The sequence below is a fragment of the Cellulomonas sp. genome (assembly GCF_036279715.1).
In the GTDB taxonomy this organism is placed as follows: domain Bacteria; phylum Actinomycetota; class Actinomycetes; order Actinomycetales; family Cellulomonadaceae; genus Cellulomonas_A.
The window spans coordinates 1-14,554 of sequence record NZ_DASUIR010000046.1 but is presented as its reverse complement, the minus strand read 5'-3'; the positions used below and the strand labels follow the sequence as shown (position 1 = coordinate 14,554).

General features: G+C 70.2%; 12 protein-coding genes. 2 read left to right on the top strand and 10 right to left on the bottom strand.

All coding sequences use genetic code 11. The features are described 5' to 3' along the window. Nucleotides 1-74: 74 nt before the first annotated feature. The 3 genes from pstS to VFW79_RS04960 all read right to left on the bottom strand — a co-directional run bounded on the left by pstS (nucleotide 75) and on the right by VFW79_RS04960 (nucleotide 3,232). The gene (gene pstS, locus VFW79_RS04970) at nucleotides 75-1,214 is read right to left on the bottom strand and encodes a phosphate ABC transporter substrate-binding protein PstS (protein ID WP_329676212.1); all 1,140 of its coding nucleotides are present in this window, start codon (nucleotides 1,212-1,214) and stop codon (nucleotides 75-77) included. 141 nt (nucleotides 1,215-1,355) lie between these two features. Beyond that, nucleotides 1,356-2,063: a response regulator transcription factor gene (locus VFW79_RS04965; RefSeq protein ID WP_329676211.1), complete on the bottom strand. Its 708-nt coding sequence runs from the start codon at nucleotides 2,061-2,063 to the stop codon at nucleotides 1,356-1,358. Then, nucleotides 2,060-3,232 (bottom strand): sensor histidine kinase, encoded by a 1,173-nt coding sequence (locus VFW79_RS04960; protein ID WP_414647879.1) that lies wholly within the window; start codon nucleotides 3,230-3,232, stop codon nucleotides 2,060-2,062. Before VFW79_RS04960 ends, VFW79_RS04965 begins: the two co-directional genes overlap by 4 nt. A gap of 142 nt (nucleotides 3,233-3,374) precedes the next feature. Between VFW79_RS04960 and phoU the strand changes: the two genes are divergently transcribed. Beyond that, complete coding sequence (gene phoU / locus VFW79_RS04955; RefSeq protein ID WP_329676209.1) at nucleotides 3,375-4,037, top strand: phosphate signaling complex protein PhoU; 663 nt, start codon at nucleotides 3,375-3,377, stop codon at nucleotides 4,035-4,037. A gap of 119 nt (nucleotides 4,038-4,156) precedes the next feature. On the opposite strand, the gene VFW79_RS04950 is transcribed toward phoU, so the two are convergent. From VFW79_RS04950 to VFW79_RS04920, 7 genes are all read right to left on the bottom strand, one after another. Continuing rightward, entirely contained in the window at nucleotides 4,157-4,897 is a 741-nt protein-coding gene (locus tag VFW79_RS04950) for a phosphoglyceromutase (RefSeq protein ID WP_329676208.1), read from the bottom strand. A gap of 65 nt (nucleotides 4,898-4,962) precedes the next feature. Further along, nucleotides 4,963-6,270: a glycosyltransferase gene (locus VFW79_RS04945; RefSeq protein ID WP_329676229.1), complete on the bottom strand. Its 1,308-nt coding sequence runs from the start codon at nucleotides 6,268-6,270 to the stop codon at nucleotides 4,963-4,965. A gap of 143 nt (nucleotides 6,271-6,413) precedes the next feature. Next, nucleotides 6,414-7,574 (bottom strand): lactonase family protein, encoded by a 1,161-nt coding sequence (locus VFW79_RS04940; RefSeq protein ID WP_329676207.1) that lies wholly within the window; start codon nucleotides 7,572-7,574, stop codon nucleotides 6,414-6,416. Nucleotides 7,575-7,657: 83 nt separating this feature from the next. After that, entirely contained in the window at nucleotides 7,658-8,827 is a 1,170-nt protein-coding gene (mmsB, locus tag VFW79_RS04935) for a multiple monosaccharide ABC transporter permease (protein WP_329676206.1), read from the bottom strand. Then, the gene (mmsA, locus tag VFW79_RS04930) at nucleotides 8,824-10,374 is read right to left on the bottom strand and encodes a multiple monosaccharide ABC transporter ATP-binding protein (protein ID WP_329676205.1); all 1,551 of its coding nucleotides are present in this window, start codon (nucleotides 10,372-10,374) and stop codon (nucleotides 8,824-8,826) included. The genes mmsB and mmsA overlap by 4 nt, the downstream gene beginning before the upstream one ends. A gap of 105 nt (nucleotides 10,375-10,479) precedes the next feature. After that, entirely contained in the window at nucleotides 10,480-11,619 is a 1,140-nt protein-coding gene (gene chvE / locus VFW79_RS04925) for a multiple monosaccharide ABC transporter substrate-binding protein (RefSeq protein ID WP_329676204.1), read from the bottom strand. Between the two features lie 261 nt (nucleotides 11,620-11,880). Continuing rightward, on the bottom strand, nucleotides 11,881-13,110 hold the full coding sequence (locus VFW79_RS04920; protein WP_329676203.1) for an ROK family transcriptional regulator: 1,230 nt from the start codon (nucleotides 13,108-13,110) through the stop codon (nucleotides 11,881-11,883). A 240-nt stretch (nucleotides 13,111-13,350) separates the two neighbouring features. Here VFW79_RS04920 and xylA point away from each other — a divergent pair, with 240 nt between their 5' ends. Then, nucleotides 13,351-14,538: a xylose isomerase gene (xylA, locus tag VFW79_RS04915; RefSeq protein WP_329676202.1), complete on the top strand. Its 1,188-nt coding sequence runs from the start codon at nucleotides 13,351-13,353 to the stop codon at nucleotides 14,536-14,538. Nucleotides 14,539-14,554: the final 16 nt, after the last annotated feature.

Sequence of the window (14,554 nt, the reverse complement as noted above, 5' to 3'; positions counted from 1 at the left end):
CGTCGTCCCGGCACCCCGAGGGGGACCAGGACGACGGCGTCAGGCAGGTGCGACTGTTCTAGCGTAGGTCAGGCTCAGGCGATGGCCGCGATGGCCTTCGCGACGTTCGCCTGGACCTCGGCGGGCAGCGGCGCGTAGCCGATGTCGACGAGGCTCTTCTGCACGTCCACCGAGGCGAAGTGCGTCAGGAACGCCTTGACACCCTTCGTGAGGTTCGCGTCGAGACCCTTCGAGCAGACGATCTCGTACGTCACCAGGATGATCGGGTACGCCCCGGCCTCCTTGGTCGCGTAGTCGAGCTTGAGCTGCAGGTCGTTGCCCTCGCCGGCAGGCTTCGCGGCGGCCACGGCCTTGCCGACCGAGTCGGCGTTCAGCTCGACGGCACCCGAGCCGTTGTCGATCTGGGCGATGCCCAGCTTGTTGTCCTTGGCGTACGACCACTCGACGTAGGAGATGCCACCGGGGGTCGTCTTGACACCCTCGGCCACGCCTGCGGACTTCTCGCGGCCCTCACCGGCACCCGACTTCGGCCACGCCTTGGCGTGCTCGTCGGTCCAGGCGCCGTTCGAGGCGGCCTTGAGGTACTTCGTGAAGTTGTCGGTCGTGCCCGACTCGTCCGAGCGGAAGAAGACGTGAATCGCGTCCGACGGCAGCGTGACGCCCGTGTTGAGCGCGGCGATCGCGGGGTCGTTCCAGGTCGTGATGTCGCCGTGGAAGATCTTCGCGGTGACCTCGGCGTTCAGGACGAGCTTGTCGACGCCCGACAGGTTGTACGCGACCGCGATCGGGCCGGTCACCATGGGCAGGTTCCAGGCGGGGTTCGCGGCGCAGCGCGCAGCCGCGGCGGCAACCTCGCCCTTGTCGGCGTTGAGCGCCGAGTCCGAGCCGGCGAAGTCGACCTGCGCCGCGTTGAACTGCGTGATGCCCGCACCGGAACCGGTCGGGTTGTAGTTGACAGTGATGTCGGGGCACACGGTGGCGAACGACGCGATGGCCTGCTCGATCGCGTTCTTCTGCGCCGACGAGCCCTCAGCGTTGATCTTTCCGCCGGTGCCGCAGTCGACAGCAGCTGCCGCCGTGGTCTTGCCAGCCGTGGGGGCCGCCGAGGTGCCACCGGCGGCGTTGTTGTCGGACCCACAGGCCGCGAGCGTCAGCGACGAGACGAGCACGACGCCGGCCACACTGGCCAGTCGTGCGAACTGCCGAACCTTCACGGGAATCCCTCTCCTGGTGCTTCATCGTCAGATGCCCCCGCAACCCGGAGGCCGCGGTGCAGGGCTGACGCTAAGCAGGACAAGTGACCTGGAGGCCCGCGGAAGGTGAACGCAGGGTGAACGATGGTCGACGAAGTGCCCTCAGGACACCGCGGCATCGGCAAGCTTGTAGCCGAGCCCCCGGACGGTCTGCAGCAGCACAGGGTTGGCCGGATCGGACTCGATCTTGGCGCGCACGCGCTTGACGTGCACGTCGAGGGTCTTGGTGTCCCCCACGTAGTCCGACCCCCACACACGGTCGATGAGCTGCCCGCGGGTCAGCACGCGGCCGGCGTTGCGCATCAGCAACTCGAGCAGGTCGAACTCCTTGAGCGGGAACGCGACCAGCTCGCCGTGCACGTGGACCGTGTGCCGCTCGACGTCCAGGCGCACCGGGCCGACGTCGAGCGTGCCCTCGTCGTGCTCGGTCGCGGCGTCGGCGGTCCCGATCGCGCCCCGCCGCAGGACCGCCCGCACGCGGGCCAGCAGCTCGCGGAACGAGTAGGGCTTCGTGACGTAGTCGTCCGCACCGATCTCGAGGCCGACGACCTTGTCGATCTCGCCGTCCTTCGCGGTGAGCATGATGACCGGCACGTCGCTGCGCGCACGCAGCCACCGGCACACCTCGGTGCCCGACATCCCCGGCAGCATCAGGTCGAGCAGCACGAGGTCGGCGCCGCCGTTCTCCCACGCCACCAGCGCCTCGGGGCCCGTCGCCGCGGTCACGACGTCGAAGCCCTCCCGTGTCAGCTGGTAGGTCAGCGGATCGCGGTACGACTCCTCGTCCTCGACCAGGAGGATGCGGGTCACGGGGTGACTCCTGTCTGCACGGGGCCGTCGAGGCCCTCGTCGTGCTGCGGGGTGACCGCCTGAGGCAGTCGCAGGGTGAAGGTCGAGCCCCGTCCGGGTCGCGACCAGACAGTCACGTCGCCGCCGTGGTCGGCCGCGACGTGCTTGACGATACTCAGGCCGAGGCCGGTGCCGCCGGTGTCCCGCGATCGCGCCGGGTCGACCCGGTAGAACCGCTCGAAGACCCGGTCCTGCTCGTCCGGGGAGATGCCGATCCCCTGGTCGACGACCGCGATCTCGACGAGCCCCTCGACGACGCGCACCCCCACCCCCACATGGGTGCCCTCGGGCGAGTAGGCCACGGCGTTGTCCAGCAGGTTGCGTACGGCGGTCACGAGGAGGCCGTGGTCGCCGAACACGACAGCGCCCGACGCCCCGCCGACGTCGAAGACCATCTGCTTCGCGCTGGCGTTCGTGCGCGCACGGTCCACCGACTCGGCGATGACGGCGTCGATGTCGATCGCCGAGATCTCCTCGAGCGCTCCGGCGACCTGCAGGCGCGACAGCTCGATGATCTCGTGGACCAGCGCCGAGAGCCGGGTGGCCTCCTTGCGCATCTGGCCCGCGAACCGGCGCACGGCCTCGGGATCGTCGGCGGCGTCCTGGACCGTCTCCGCGAGCAGCGAGAGAGCACCGACGGGCGTCTTGAGCTCGTGGGAGATGTTCACCACGAAGTCACGACGGATCGCCTCGAGCCGGCGCGCCTGGGTACGGTCCTCGGCGAGGACGAGCAGGTGGTCGGGGCCGACGTGCGCGACCCGGACCTGCAGCATGAGGGTGCCGCGGCCGAGCGGGCCACGCGGCAGCTCGAGCTCCTCGTCGCGGATCGTCCCGGTGCGGCGCACGTCCGCGATGAGGTCACGGATCGCCGCGTGCATGATCCGGCCGTCGTTCACCACGCCGAGCGCGTAGGCGGGCGGGCTCGCACGCACGACCCGGTCGTCGGCGTCAAGGACCACCGCTGCCGAGCGCAGCACCGCGAGCACGCGGACGAGGCCCTCGTCGAGCTCGGGCGCCGGCTGCTCCGGGACGGTGTGCTGAGCGCGCTCGCTCAGGCGGAACGCGAGCGCGGCACTGCCGCCCGTCACGAGCCCGAGCAGCCCCGCGAGAACGACTGCCGCTCCTTCGATTCCTTGCACGTTCGTCAGGGTACGGTCAGGGAACCGCCGATCTCACCCGCGGACCGGTCGCTCGCCTGATGTTCACCTGGGAACGGGACGACGTTCACCTCGTCGTGGGATCCTGTGACCTGGGCACTGAGAGAGGGAACACATGCGCAAGATCTTCGACGCCGAGCTGAGGCAGCTCGGCGACGACCTCGCTTCGATGAGCGGGCTCGTCGAGCGGGCCATCGACCGGGCGGGGACGGCGCTGCTGACCGCCGACCTCCAGCTGGCCGAGTCGGTGATCGCCGACGACGCCGCGATCGACGCGATCAACCGCTCGCTCGACGAGCGGTGCATCCTCATGCTCGCCCAGCAGCAGCCGGTGGCGACCGACCTGCGCATCATCGTCTCGGCGCTCCGGATGAGCGCGACCCTCGAGCGCATGGGCGACCTCGCCCGGCACATCGCCCAGGTCGCCCGGCTGCGCTACCCCCGGCACGCGATCCCGCACGGCCTGACCGGGGCGTTCGCGGAGATGCACGACGCCGCGACGCGCGTCGCGAGCCGCACCACCGCGCTGCTCCAGACGCACGACCTCGACGTCGCGAAGGAGATCGAGCGCGACGACGACCTGCTCGACGGGCTGCACGAGGACACGTTCACCGCGATGCTCGGCGGCGGCTGGACCGGGACTCCGCAGGAGACGGTCGACGTGACGCTCGCCGGCCGGTACTACGAGAGGTTCGGCGACCACGGCGTGTCGATCGCGCGCCGCGTGACCTACCTCGTGACGGGCGACTTCGCCGAGGACCTCAGCGGCGAGCGCTGACCCTCCGAGCAGGGCCTCGCTCGACCGGACGGCCCCAGGCATGACTGAACCCCCGCGCCCACGGCGCGGGGGTTCAGTACGTCCTGACGCTGTGTCGTCCAGACGCTCTGTCGTCCTGACTACTTGCCCTGGTTGGCCACGGCCTTGATCGACTCGGCAGCGGCCTCGGGGTCGAGGTACTCGCCACCCTTGACGACCGGCTTCAGGGTCGTCTCGTCGAGCTCGTAGCGCAGCGGGATGCCCGTCGGGATGTTGATCCCGGCGATGGTCGCGTCGTCGACGTCGTCGAGGTACTTGACGATCGCGCGGATCGAGTTGCCGTGCGCGGCGACGAGCACCGTCTTGCCGGCCTGCAGGTCGGGGACGATGTCGCTGTGCCAGTACGGCAGCGCGCGCTCGAGGACGTCCTTGAGGCACTCGGCCCGCACGACGGGTGCGTCGGCGTACCGCGGGTCGGCGTCCTGCGAGAACTCCGAGCCCAGGTCCACGAGGGGCGGCGGGACATCGTACGAGCGACGCCAGAGCATGAACTGCTCGTCGCCGTACTCGTCGCGGATCTGCTTCTTGTCCTTGCCCTGCAGGGCGCCGTAGTGGCGCTCGTTCAGGCGCCAGCTGCGCTTGACGGGGATCCAGTGCCGGTCGGCCACGTCGAGGGCCAGGTTCGCGGTCGTGATGGCGCGACGCAGGAGGGACGTGTGCACGACGTCGGGGAGCACGCCCGCGTCCGTGAGCAGCGAGCCGCCACGCACGGCCTCGGCGACGCCCTTCTCGGACAGCGCGACGTCCACCCAGCCGGTGAACAGGTTCTTGGCATTCCACTCGCTCTCGCCGTGGCGGAGCAGCACGAGGGTGTAGGTCATGGGTTCATCCTGCCCCACGAGGCAGGGGGGTGGACGGGGACGTTCGACCCGTGAACGGACCCCGGTCAGGCGCGTCGGTGGGCGTCCGCGAGCGCGTACACCTTGAGCACCTGCTCCGCCGCGGCGTCCCAGCCGAACCGCTCGGCCACCTGCCGGGCACCGACGGCCAGCCGCGCGCGCAGGCCGGCGTCGGCCAGGTGGTCGGCGATCGCGTCCGCCCACACCACCGGGTCGTGGCCGGGGACGAGCGAGCCCGAGACGTCGTCGGCCACGACCGAACGCAGCCCGCCGACGGCGGCCGCGAGCACCGGGGTCCCGCTCGCCTGCGCCTCCATGGCGACCAGACCGAACGACTCGCTGCGCGAGGGCATCGCCACGACGTCGGCCGCGCGGTACCACTGGGCAAGCTCGGTCCGCGGCACGGGCGGACGCAGCAGCACGTGGTCGCCGACGCCGGTCGTGGCGGCCAGCGCCGAGAGCTCACGGACTGCCGTCGGGCGCCCGCTCGGCCCGCCGAGAACGACGAGCATCGGCACCGGCCGACCTGTCGCCGCGAGCACGCCCAGGGCCCGCACCAGCACGTCGGGGCCCTTGAGCAGCTGCACGCGCCCGGCGAAGAGCACGATGTCGCGATCCAGCGGCAGGCCGAGGGCCCGGCGCGCCTCGGCACGCGCCCCAGGTCCACCGGGGGTGAACACCTCGAGGTCCACGCCCGGGGCCACGACGTGCACGAGCGCCGGGTCGGCGTCGTACAGCTCGACGAGGTCCTGCGCCTCCTCGGCTGTGCTCGCCACCAGCGCGTCGGCCGCCGCGACGACCTGCTCCTCACCGATGATCCTGCCGTTGGGCTCGGCGGTGTCCCCCGGGGCGAGGGCTGCATTCTTCACGCGGGCCATCGTGTGCATCGTGTGCACGAGCGGGACCTCCCACCGGTCCGCGGCGAGCCACCCGACCTGCCCCGACAACCAGTAGTGCGAGTGGACCACGTCGTACCAGCCGGGCCTGCGCGCCGCCTCCGACCGCAGCACACCGGCCGTCATCGCGCACAGCTGGCCGGGCAGGTCGTTCTTGTCGAGCCCCTCGAACGGGCCCGCGGGCACGTGGTGCACGAGCACGGGCGGCACGACCCCGGGCTCGACGCCCTCGGCGAGCAGCACGGCGCGGGCACCCTCGGGGGTCAACGGCGTGCCGTGCGCGTCGGCCCCCTCGAGCACCGCGGTCTCCGGCTGGGTCGACGACGTCGCGCGCGTGAAGATCTCGACCCGCGCACCGCGGCGAGCCAGCGCCTGCGACAGCTCCGAGACGTAGACGTTCATGCCGCCGGCGTCGCCCGTGCCCGGCTGGTCGAGCGGCGACGTGTGCACCGACAGCATCGCGACGCGCGGCTGCTCGAGGCTCACGAGGGCTCCTGCGGGGATCGGTGGGCGAGGGAGGTGGGCGAACACACCTGCCCCATTGTCACCCCGCACCCCGCCGCCGGCGCCCGGTCCCCGCAGCCTCGCGCGACCTGGGCGCCTCAGGCCGTCGGCACCACGCAGGCAGGCGCGGGCAGCGGCAGCACCGACGAGACGACCCAGCGAACCGCGCCCTCACCCGGCCGGAACGCGACCACGGCGTCGCCCACCTGCGCCGCGACGACGACTGTCCCGTCCACGACCGCGAAGTGTCGCGGCCACGCACCCGGCACCGCGGTCGCACCGTCGGCGACGAGCGTGCCGTCCGCGGCCAGCGCGTACCCGACGAGCATGTCGCTCGTCCGCACCGCGACGAGGAGCCGGTCGCCGTCGAGCTCGATGTGCGACGGCAGGACCCGACGGCCCGCGGCGCTGCCGGGTTCGTGGTCGACCGGTCCAGGCGGCGGACCTGCCGGCAACGACTGGACCAGCGTGCCCGACGCCGTGCCGGGGTCCCACGCGAGCACGCGCACGCTCACGTCGAGCTCGCCCACCACGTAGGCGGTCCGGCCGTCCGGGGCGAACACGAGGTGGCGGGGGCCCGTTCCCGGCGGCAGGGTCGCCGCGACCCCCGCCGGGCTGAGCAGCCCCGTCCCGGGGTCCCGCGCATACCTGCGCAGCTCGTCCGTGCCGAGGTCCGCGACGATGACGAACAGCCCACCCGGGGCGATCGCCACGAAGTGCGCGTGCGGTCCCTCCTGCCGACTCGCGTCGGGTCCCGAGCCCGCGTGCCCCCAGACCTGCACCGGGCCGCCCTCCGCGAGGACCCCGGCGCTGAACCGTCCGTCCGCGTCGAGCGGCAGGACGCCGAGCGTGCCCGAGGAGTAGTTCGCGACGTACAGGGTGCGCGCATCCGGGGCGAGCAGCAGGTGGCAGGGGTCGGCGCCGCCCGATCCGACGACGTCGAGCACGACGAGCGGGCCGGGCGGCGGGGCGTGGGACGCCGGGCCGTCGTCCACCGTGTCGACCGGCTCGTCGACCGGCACGGAGAATGCCGTCACCGTGCCCGCCGTGAGCTCGCCGACGGCGTAGAGCACGCGCCCCGACGGGTGCGTCGCGACGAAGGACGGCGACGGGGTGACCGCGACCAGCTCGGCGGCCCCCAGGGTCCCCGACGCGGCGTCGAGGTCGACCCGCCACACCCCCTCGCCGAGGCCCGCGGGGCTGCCCGCACCGGCCGCGGGGTAGGTGCCGATCCACAGGGACGTGCGTGCGCTGGTCACGCGCGCATCGTAGACGCCCGGCACGACGACGCCGGGTCCCGCATGGTGCGGGGCCCGGCGTCGGGGTCGAGCAGGTGGGTCGGTCAGCTGGTGCCGGCGCGACGCTTGTTGAGCAGGTCGAACGCCACAGCGAGGAGGAGCACGAGACCCTTGATGGCCTTCTGCCAGGACGGGTCGACGCTCATGATCGACAGGCCCATGTTCAGGACACCCATGATGAGTGCACCGATCATGGCGCCGGAGACCTTGCCGACACCGCCGGTGACGGCCGTGCCACCGATGAAGCACGCAGCGATCGCGTCGAGCTCGTAGCTGTCACCGGCGGCGGCGACGGCCGCACCGGCACGCGACGTCGTCACGATCGCCGCGACCGCGGCCAGGACGCCGATGTTCACGAAGACGCCGAAGTTGACCCGGCGCGTGTTGACACCGGACATGATCGCGGCGTTGAGGTTGCCACCGATCGCGTAGATGTGCCGACCGAAGACCGTCCGGCCGAGGACGAACGTGTACGCCACGATGAGGACGCCGACGATGATCAGGACGATCGGCATGCCGTTGCTGCCCGAGAGCAGCCACGTGAGGTAGCCGAGCAGGAGCGCGAACAGGACGAGCTTGCCGACGAACGCCGGGAAGGGCTCGACCGCGAGGTCGTGCTTGCGCAGGGTCCGGCGCGCGCGAGCCTGCGAGTAGACCAGCCCGAGCAGGGCGAGCAGCCCGATGGTCACCGTGACGACGTCCCGGCCGGCCATGAAGCCGAAGGTGTTCGGCAGGTACCCGTTGCTGATCGCGTTGAAGCCCGGCGGCAGACCGGCGATCGTCGTCCCGACGAGCACGATCGCGAGCCCGCGGAAGATGAGCATGCCGGCGAGGGTCACGATGAACGCCGGGATCCCGACGTACGCGACCCAGTAGCCCTGCCACGCGCCCACGAGCGCGCCGACGACGAGGCCGAGGAGCACCGCGACGAGCCACGGGAGGCCCCACTTGTCCATCATGATCGCGACCAGGCCGCCGATGAAGGCGACCACCGAGCCCACCGACAGGTCGATGTGGCCGGCCACGATCACCATGACCATGCCGATCGCCAGGATCATCACGTACGCGTTCTGCTGCACCAGGCTGGCCACGTTGTTCGGCATCAGCAGCAGGCCGTTGGTCAGGAACTCGAACAGGATGACGATCGCGACGAGCGCGCCCCAGATCCCGTACTGGCGCACGTTCTTGCCGAGGTATTCGGTGACGGCGGTCATCGCGGCGTCCCTTCCTTCTCCTTGGTCATGAGCATCATGAGCGACTCCTGCGTCGCCTCTGCCCGGGGGAGCTGGCCGGTCACACGACCTTGGCTCAGCGTGTAGATGCGGTCGCACATGCCGAGCAGCTCGGGCAGCTCGGACGAGATGAAGATGACCGACTTACCGGCGTCGGCCATGCGGTTGATGATCGTGTAGATCTCGTACTTCGCACCGACGTCGATGCCACGCGTCGGCTCGTCGAGGATGAGCACGTCGGGGTCGGCGTAGATCCACTTGCTCAGGACGACCTTCTGCTGGTTGCCGCCCGAGAGCTTCCCGACCACGGCCTCGATCGAGGGCGCCTTGATGTTGAGGTCCTTGCGGTACTGCTCGGCGACGAGCACCTCCTCTTCGCGGTCGACGACCCCGCGCCGGGAGAGCTTGCCGAGCGCCGCCGCGCTGATGTTGCGCTTGATGTCCTCGATGAGGTTCAGGCCGTACCGCTTGCGGTCCTCGGTCGCGTAGACGATGCCGTGGGCGATCGCCTCCCCGACGGTGCGGGTGTGGATCTCCTGGCCGTCCTTGAAGACCTTGCCCGAGGCGCTCGACCCGTACGTCCGGCCGAAGACGCTCATCGCGAACTCGGTCCGGCCCGCGCCCATGAGCCCGGCAAGGCCGATGACCTCGCCCCGGCGCACGCTGATCGACGCGCCGTCCACGACCTTGCGGCCCTGGTCGATCGGGTGGTGGACCGTCCAGTCCTCGATCCGCAGCACCTCCTCGCCGATGTTCGGCTCGCGGTCCGGGAATCGGTCGTCGAGCGATCGTCCGACCATCGGGCGGATGATCCGCTCCTCGGTGATCGGTTCGGCGCCGTGCATGTCGAGGGTCTCGATCGTCTTGCCGTCCCGGATGACCGTGGTGCGGTCCGCGATCGCGGCAATCTCGTTGAGCTTGTGGGAGATGATGATCGAGGTGATGCCTTGCCCCTTGAGGCTGCGCATCAGGTCGAGCAGGTGGGCCGAGTCCTCGTCGTTCAGCGCGGCGGTCGGCTCGTCGAGGATCAGCAGCTTGACGCGCTTGGACAGCGCCTTGGCGATCTCCACGAGCTGCTGCTTGCCGACGCCGATGTCCTTGATCTTGGTGTCCGGCGCATCGGACAGACCGACGCGTGCAAGGAGCTTCGCCGCCTCGGCGTTCGTCTTGTTCCAGTCGATGACCCCGCGCGACGACTGCTCGTTGCCGAGAAAGATGTTCTCGGCGATCGACAGGTACGGGCTCAGGGCGAGCTCCTGGTGGATGATCACGATGCCGCGGTGCTCGCTGTCGCGAATGGTCCGGAAGTCGCAGAGCTCGCCTTCGAAGAAGATCTCTCCCTCGTACGTGCCGTGCGGGTACACACCCGACAGGACGTTCATGAGGGTCGACTTGCCCGCGCCGTTCTCGCCGCAGATCGCATGCACCTCACCGCGTTCCACGGTCAGCGTCACGTCCTGGAGCGCCTTGACGCCCGGGAAGAGCTTCGTGATCTCGCGCATCTCAAGAATGGTGTTGTCGGTCGACATCTGAGCCTGCCGTCTGCTGTCGTCGGGATGGGTTGCGCCGCTGCCGGGGCCGCACCCAGGGGAATTCTCCCCCGGTGCGGTCCCGGCAGCCAGCGCTGGGGATTCTCAGAGGCCGAGGTCTGCGGCCTTGTAGAAGCCCGAGTCGACGAGCGACTTCGTGATGTCTGCCTTGTCGTTCGTGACGACCTGCGGCGGGAGCAGGTAGGTCGGGACGATCTTCTTGCCGTTGTCGTAGGTCTTCTCGTCGTTGACGGTGACCGTCTCGCCCTTGACGATCTGGTCGACCATCTTGGCGACCTGGTCACCCAGCGTGCGGGTGTCCTTCCAGACCGTCATGGACTGCTTGCCGGCGATCATGTTCTTGACGTTCGCCTTGTCGGCGTCCTGGCCCGTGACGATCGGCCAGTCCGCGCCGACCTTGTAGCCCTGGGAGTCGAGCGACTGCTCGATGCCCAGCGCGAGGGAGTCGTTCGGGGACAGGACGACGTTGACCTTCTTGTCCTGGTAGTACGAGTTGAGGCGGTTGTCCATCTCGGACTGCGCCGTCTCGGACTTCCAGCTCTGGATGCCGATCTTGGTCCAGTCGGCGTCCGACGCCGGCGCCTTGCCCGAGGGGACGACGAGCTGGCCCTTGTCGACGTACGGCTTGAGGACGTCCCACGCGCCGGAGAAGAAGAACTTGGCGTTGTTGTCGTCCGGCGAGCCGGCGAAGGGCTCGAGGTTGAACGGGCCCTTCCCGTCCTTGAGGCCGAGCTGCGTCTCGATGAACTGGCCCTGGAGCTGGCCGACCTTGTAGTTGTCGAACGTCGCGTAGAAGTCGACGTCCGAGGTGCCGTTGATCAGGCGGTCGTACGCGATCACGGAGATCTTCTTGGCCTTGGCCTGGGCGAGCACCGGGCCGAGCGCCGTGCCGTCGATCGAGGCGACGACGATGACCTTCGGGTCCTGGTTGATCATGTTCTGCAGCTGCGTGATCTGCTGGTCGACCTTGTTGTCCGCGTACTGCAGGCTCGTGGTGTAGCCAGCCGCCTTGAGCAGCTCCTCGAGGTGCGCACCGTCGTTGTTCCAGCGCTCGAGGCTCTTGGTCGGCATCGCGATACCGATGAGGCCGCCCGCTGCAGCTGCAGTGCTGCCGCTGGTGGAGCCCGAGGTGGTGTCCCGCGTGCTGCTGCACGCGCTGGCCCCGACGAGCAGGAGCGCAGCTCCAGCAACCGCCGCGACGATCTTTGTCTTCCTGAGCGACATCGTTGTCTGATCCTTCCTCCCACCGACCGGACCACCCGGCGGCGTCAGGAGCGCACTCGTGCGCCCCCGTCGACGGTGGACGCGCGGGTCCTCCGATGGACCTGCGTGCCCGCTCCGTCGTCGAGCTGCGAGCCGTGGGGCTCTATTTGTTGCTGCGCTGAATTTAGGACGTGAACCCAACGCAGCGCAAGCGAAGAAGGTCCCCAAACAGGTCACGATCGCGCAACATCTGGGTCACGACAAGGGATCGGGGCCGTGCGATCAGGCTCCGTCGGCCACCCACGCGACCGGGTCGGCGACGACCGTCCGCAGCTCGGCGATCGCTCCGCCGGTCATCGCGGGGTACTCCCCCGCACGCGCCACCTGCACCTCGACCGGCGACCAGGGGGCGAAGATCACGCAGCGCTCGAGCTGCTCCTCGACGGCGTCGCGGACGAACGGGTAGATCTCCGAGAACCTCCCGCCGAGCACGACCATGCCGATGTCGACGACGTTCACGATGTTCGCGAGCACCACCCCGAGCGCCGTTCCGCCGCGCCGCAGGGACTCGAGCGCAGCCGGGTCGCCCGCCTCGGCGGCATGGACGAGATCGCTCAGGGGCGCGGTCGGGTCGAGACCCGCGCGGCGCATGAGGGCGTCCTGGCCGGCGTAGTCCTCGAGCGTCCGACGACCGGCGCCGGCCGTGCCGTCGTCGGCCTCGGATGTGGAGAACGCGTCGACGACCGTGTGCCCGATCTCTCCGCTCCACCCGTGCCGGCCCGCGAAGATCTCACCGTCGAGGACGATGGCCCCGCCGATGCCGACCTCGCCCGACACGTAGACGAAGCTCGCTCGGCCGCCGTCGCGTCGCGCGACCGCCTCGGCGAGCGCCGCCAGGTTGGCTTCGTTCGCCAGCGAGGGCGGGAAGCCCGCGAGCACCGGGTGGGTCGTCAGCAGCCCGACCACGTCCACGTCCCGCCAGCCGAGGTTCGGCGCGTAGCGCAGCGGACCCGTGACCCGGTCGACCAGGCCGGGCAGAGCGAGGGCTGTGCCCGCCACCCGGACGCCGTCGGCACTCAGGTTGGCCAGCACGCGCCCCGCCGTGCGCGCGAGACGGTCCAGCACCGCCTCGGGCCGGCTGTTGCGGAAGTCGTCGATCTCGACGACCTCCGTGAGCACGCGACCGGCGAGGTCGACAGCACGCACGCCGAGATAGTCGACGTTGACCTCCATGCCGACGCCCGCCACCGTCCCGCGAGCCGGAGCGAGGGGCACGGCAGGGCGGCCGACCCGGCGCGCCTCGCGCGTCACGGGTGCCGCAAGCTCGATGACGAGAGACGCGTCGATGAGCTGGTCCACGAGCCCCGACACGGTCGCGCGCGCAAGCCCGGTCGCGGCCGAGATGTCCGCGCGGGAGACGGGCCGGACGGCGTCGACGACCTTCTGCAGCGTGAGGCTGAGGTTGTGCTCGCGCAACGACTCCTGCCGCGCGGCGCGTCCTGCGGTGCGCACGCGGGCGCCCGCATGGTGCGCACCAGAGGTCGATCCCGACGACGACGGCGCTGGACGACGGGGCACGATCTGGGACGACATCCCCGATGACCAGGGGCGGAGGTCGTCCGGCGATCGCCCGCGTACCGGGTTCCTGCCCGGCTCGGGCATCAGGTGGTCCGGCATGACTTGACCCTAGCGCCTCAGTTGCATAAGTTCAGCCGTACAACAAATTTGGCGGATCTCGTGGAGGAGAGCCCGATGGCGCGCAAGGCCACCCCTGAAGACAAGTTCTCGTTCGGTCTGTGGACCATCGGCTGGGAGGCACGCGACCAGTTCGGAGACGCGACCCGGCCGGCGCTCGACCCGGTCGAGTCGGTGCACCAGCTCGCGAAGCTGGGCGTCGCGCACGTGACGTTCCACGACGACGACGTCGTCCCGTTCGGCTCCGACGCCGCGACGCGCGACGCGATCCTGACCCGCTTCAAGGGCGCGCTCGACGAGACCGGCATCACGGTCGAGATGGTCACGACCAACACGTTCAGCCACCCGATCTTCAAGGACGGCGCGTTCACCTCGAACGACCGTCGCGTGCGCCGCTACGGCCTGCGCAAGGTCATCCGCAACGTCGACCTCGCCGCCGAGCTCGGTGCCGCGACGTTCGTCATGTGGGGCGGGCGTGAGGGTGCGGAGTACGACTCCGCCAAGGACCTCAAGGCCGCGCACGACCGCTACCGCGAGGGCATCGACACCGTCGCCGGGTACATCAAGGACAAGGGCTACGACCTCAAGATCGCGATCGAGCCGAAGCCGAACGAGCCCCGCGGCGACATCCTGCTCCCCACGGTCGGCCACGCGCTCGCCTTCATCGCCGAGCTCGAGCACGGCGACATCGTCGGTCTGAACCCGGAGACCGGCCACGAGCAGATGGCCGGCCTGAACTACACCAGCGGTCTCGCCCAGGCGCTGTGGTCCGGCAAGCTCTTCCACATCGACCTCAACGGCCAGAAGTCGATCAAGTACGACCAGGACCTCGTGTTCGGCCACGGCGACCTGTTCTCCGCGTTCGGCACGGTCGACCTGATCGAGAACGGCTTCCCGAGCGGCGGCCCGCGCTACGACGGCCCGCGTCACTTCGACTACAAGCCGTCCCGCACCGAGGACATGGCCGGCGTCTGGGAGTCCGCTGCGGCGAACATCCAGTCCTACCTGATCCTCAAGGAGCGCGCGCTCGCGTTCCGGGCCGACCCCGAGGTCCAGGCGGCGCTCGAGGAGGCCGGTGTCTACGAGCTGGCCCAGCCGACCATCGCCGAGGGCGAGACTCTCGACGACCTGCTGAACGACCGCTCGACCTTCGAGGACCTGGACGTCGAGGACGTCGCCAAGCGCGGCTTCCACTTCGTCCGCCTCAACCAGCTCGCGCTCGAGCACGCTCTCGGCGCCCGCTGACCCGCACGCAGCACTG

Bases quoted from the DNA above. Each gene is read 5' to 3' on its own strand.
- phoU (WP_329676209.1), top strand. From the start codon at position 3,375: ATGCGCAAGATCTTCGACGCCGAGCTGAGGCAGCTCGGCGACGACCTC.
- VFW79_RS04950 (WP_329676208.1), bottom strand. From the start codon at position 4,897: ATGACCTACACCCTCGTGCTGCTCCGCCACGGCGAGAGCGAGTGGAAT.
- VFW79_RS04945 (WP_329676229.1), bottom strand. From the start codon at position 6,270: ATGCTGTCGGTGCACACGTCGCCGCTCGACCAGCCGGGCACGGGCGAC.
- mmsB (WP_329676206.1), bottom strand. From the start codon at position 8,827: ATGACCGCCGTCACCGAATACCTCGGCAAGAACGTGCGCCAGTACGGG.
- mmsA (WP_329676205.1), bottom strand. From the start codon at position 10,374: ATGTCGACCGACAACACCATTCTTGAGATGCGCGAGATCACGAAGCTC.
- chvE (WP_329676204.1), bottom strand. From the start codon at position 11,619: ATGTCGCTCAGGAAGACAAAGATCGTCGCGGCGGTTGCTGGAGCTGCG.
- xylA (WP_329676202.1), top strand. From the start codon at position 13,351: ATGGCGCGCAAGGCCACCCCTGAAGACAAGTTCTCGTTCGGTCTGTGG.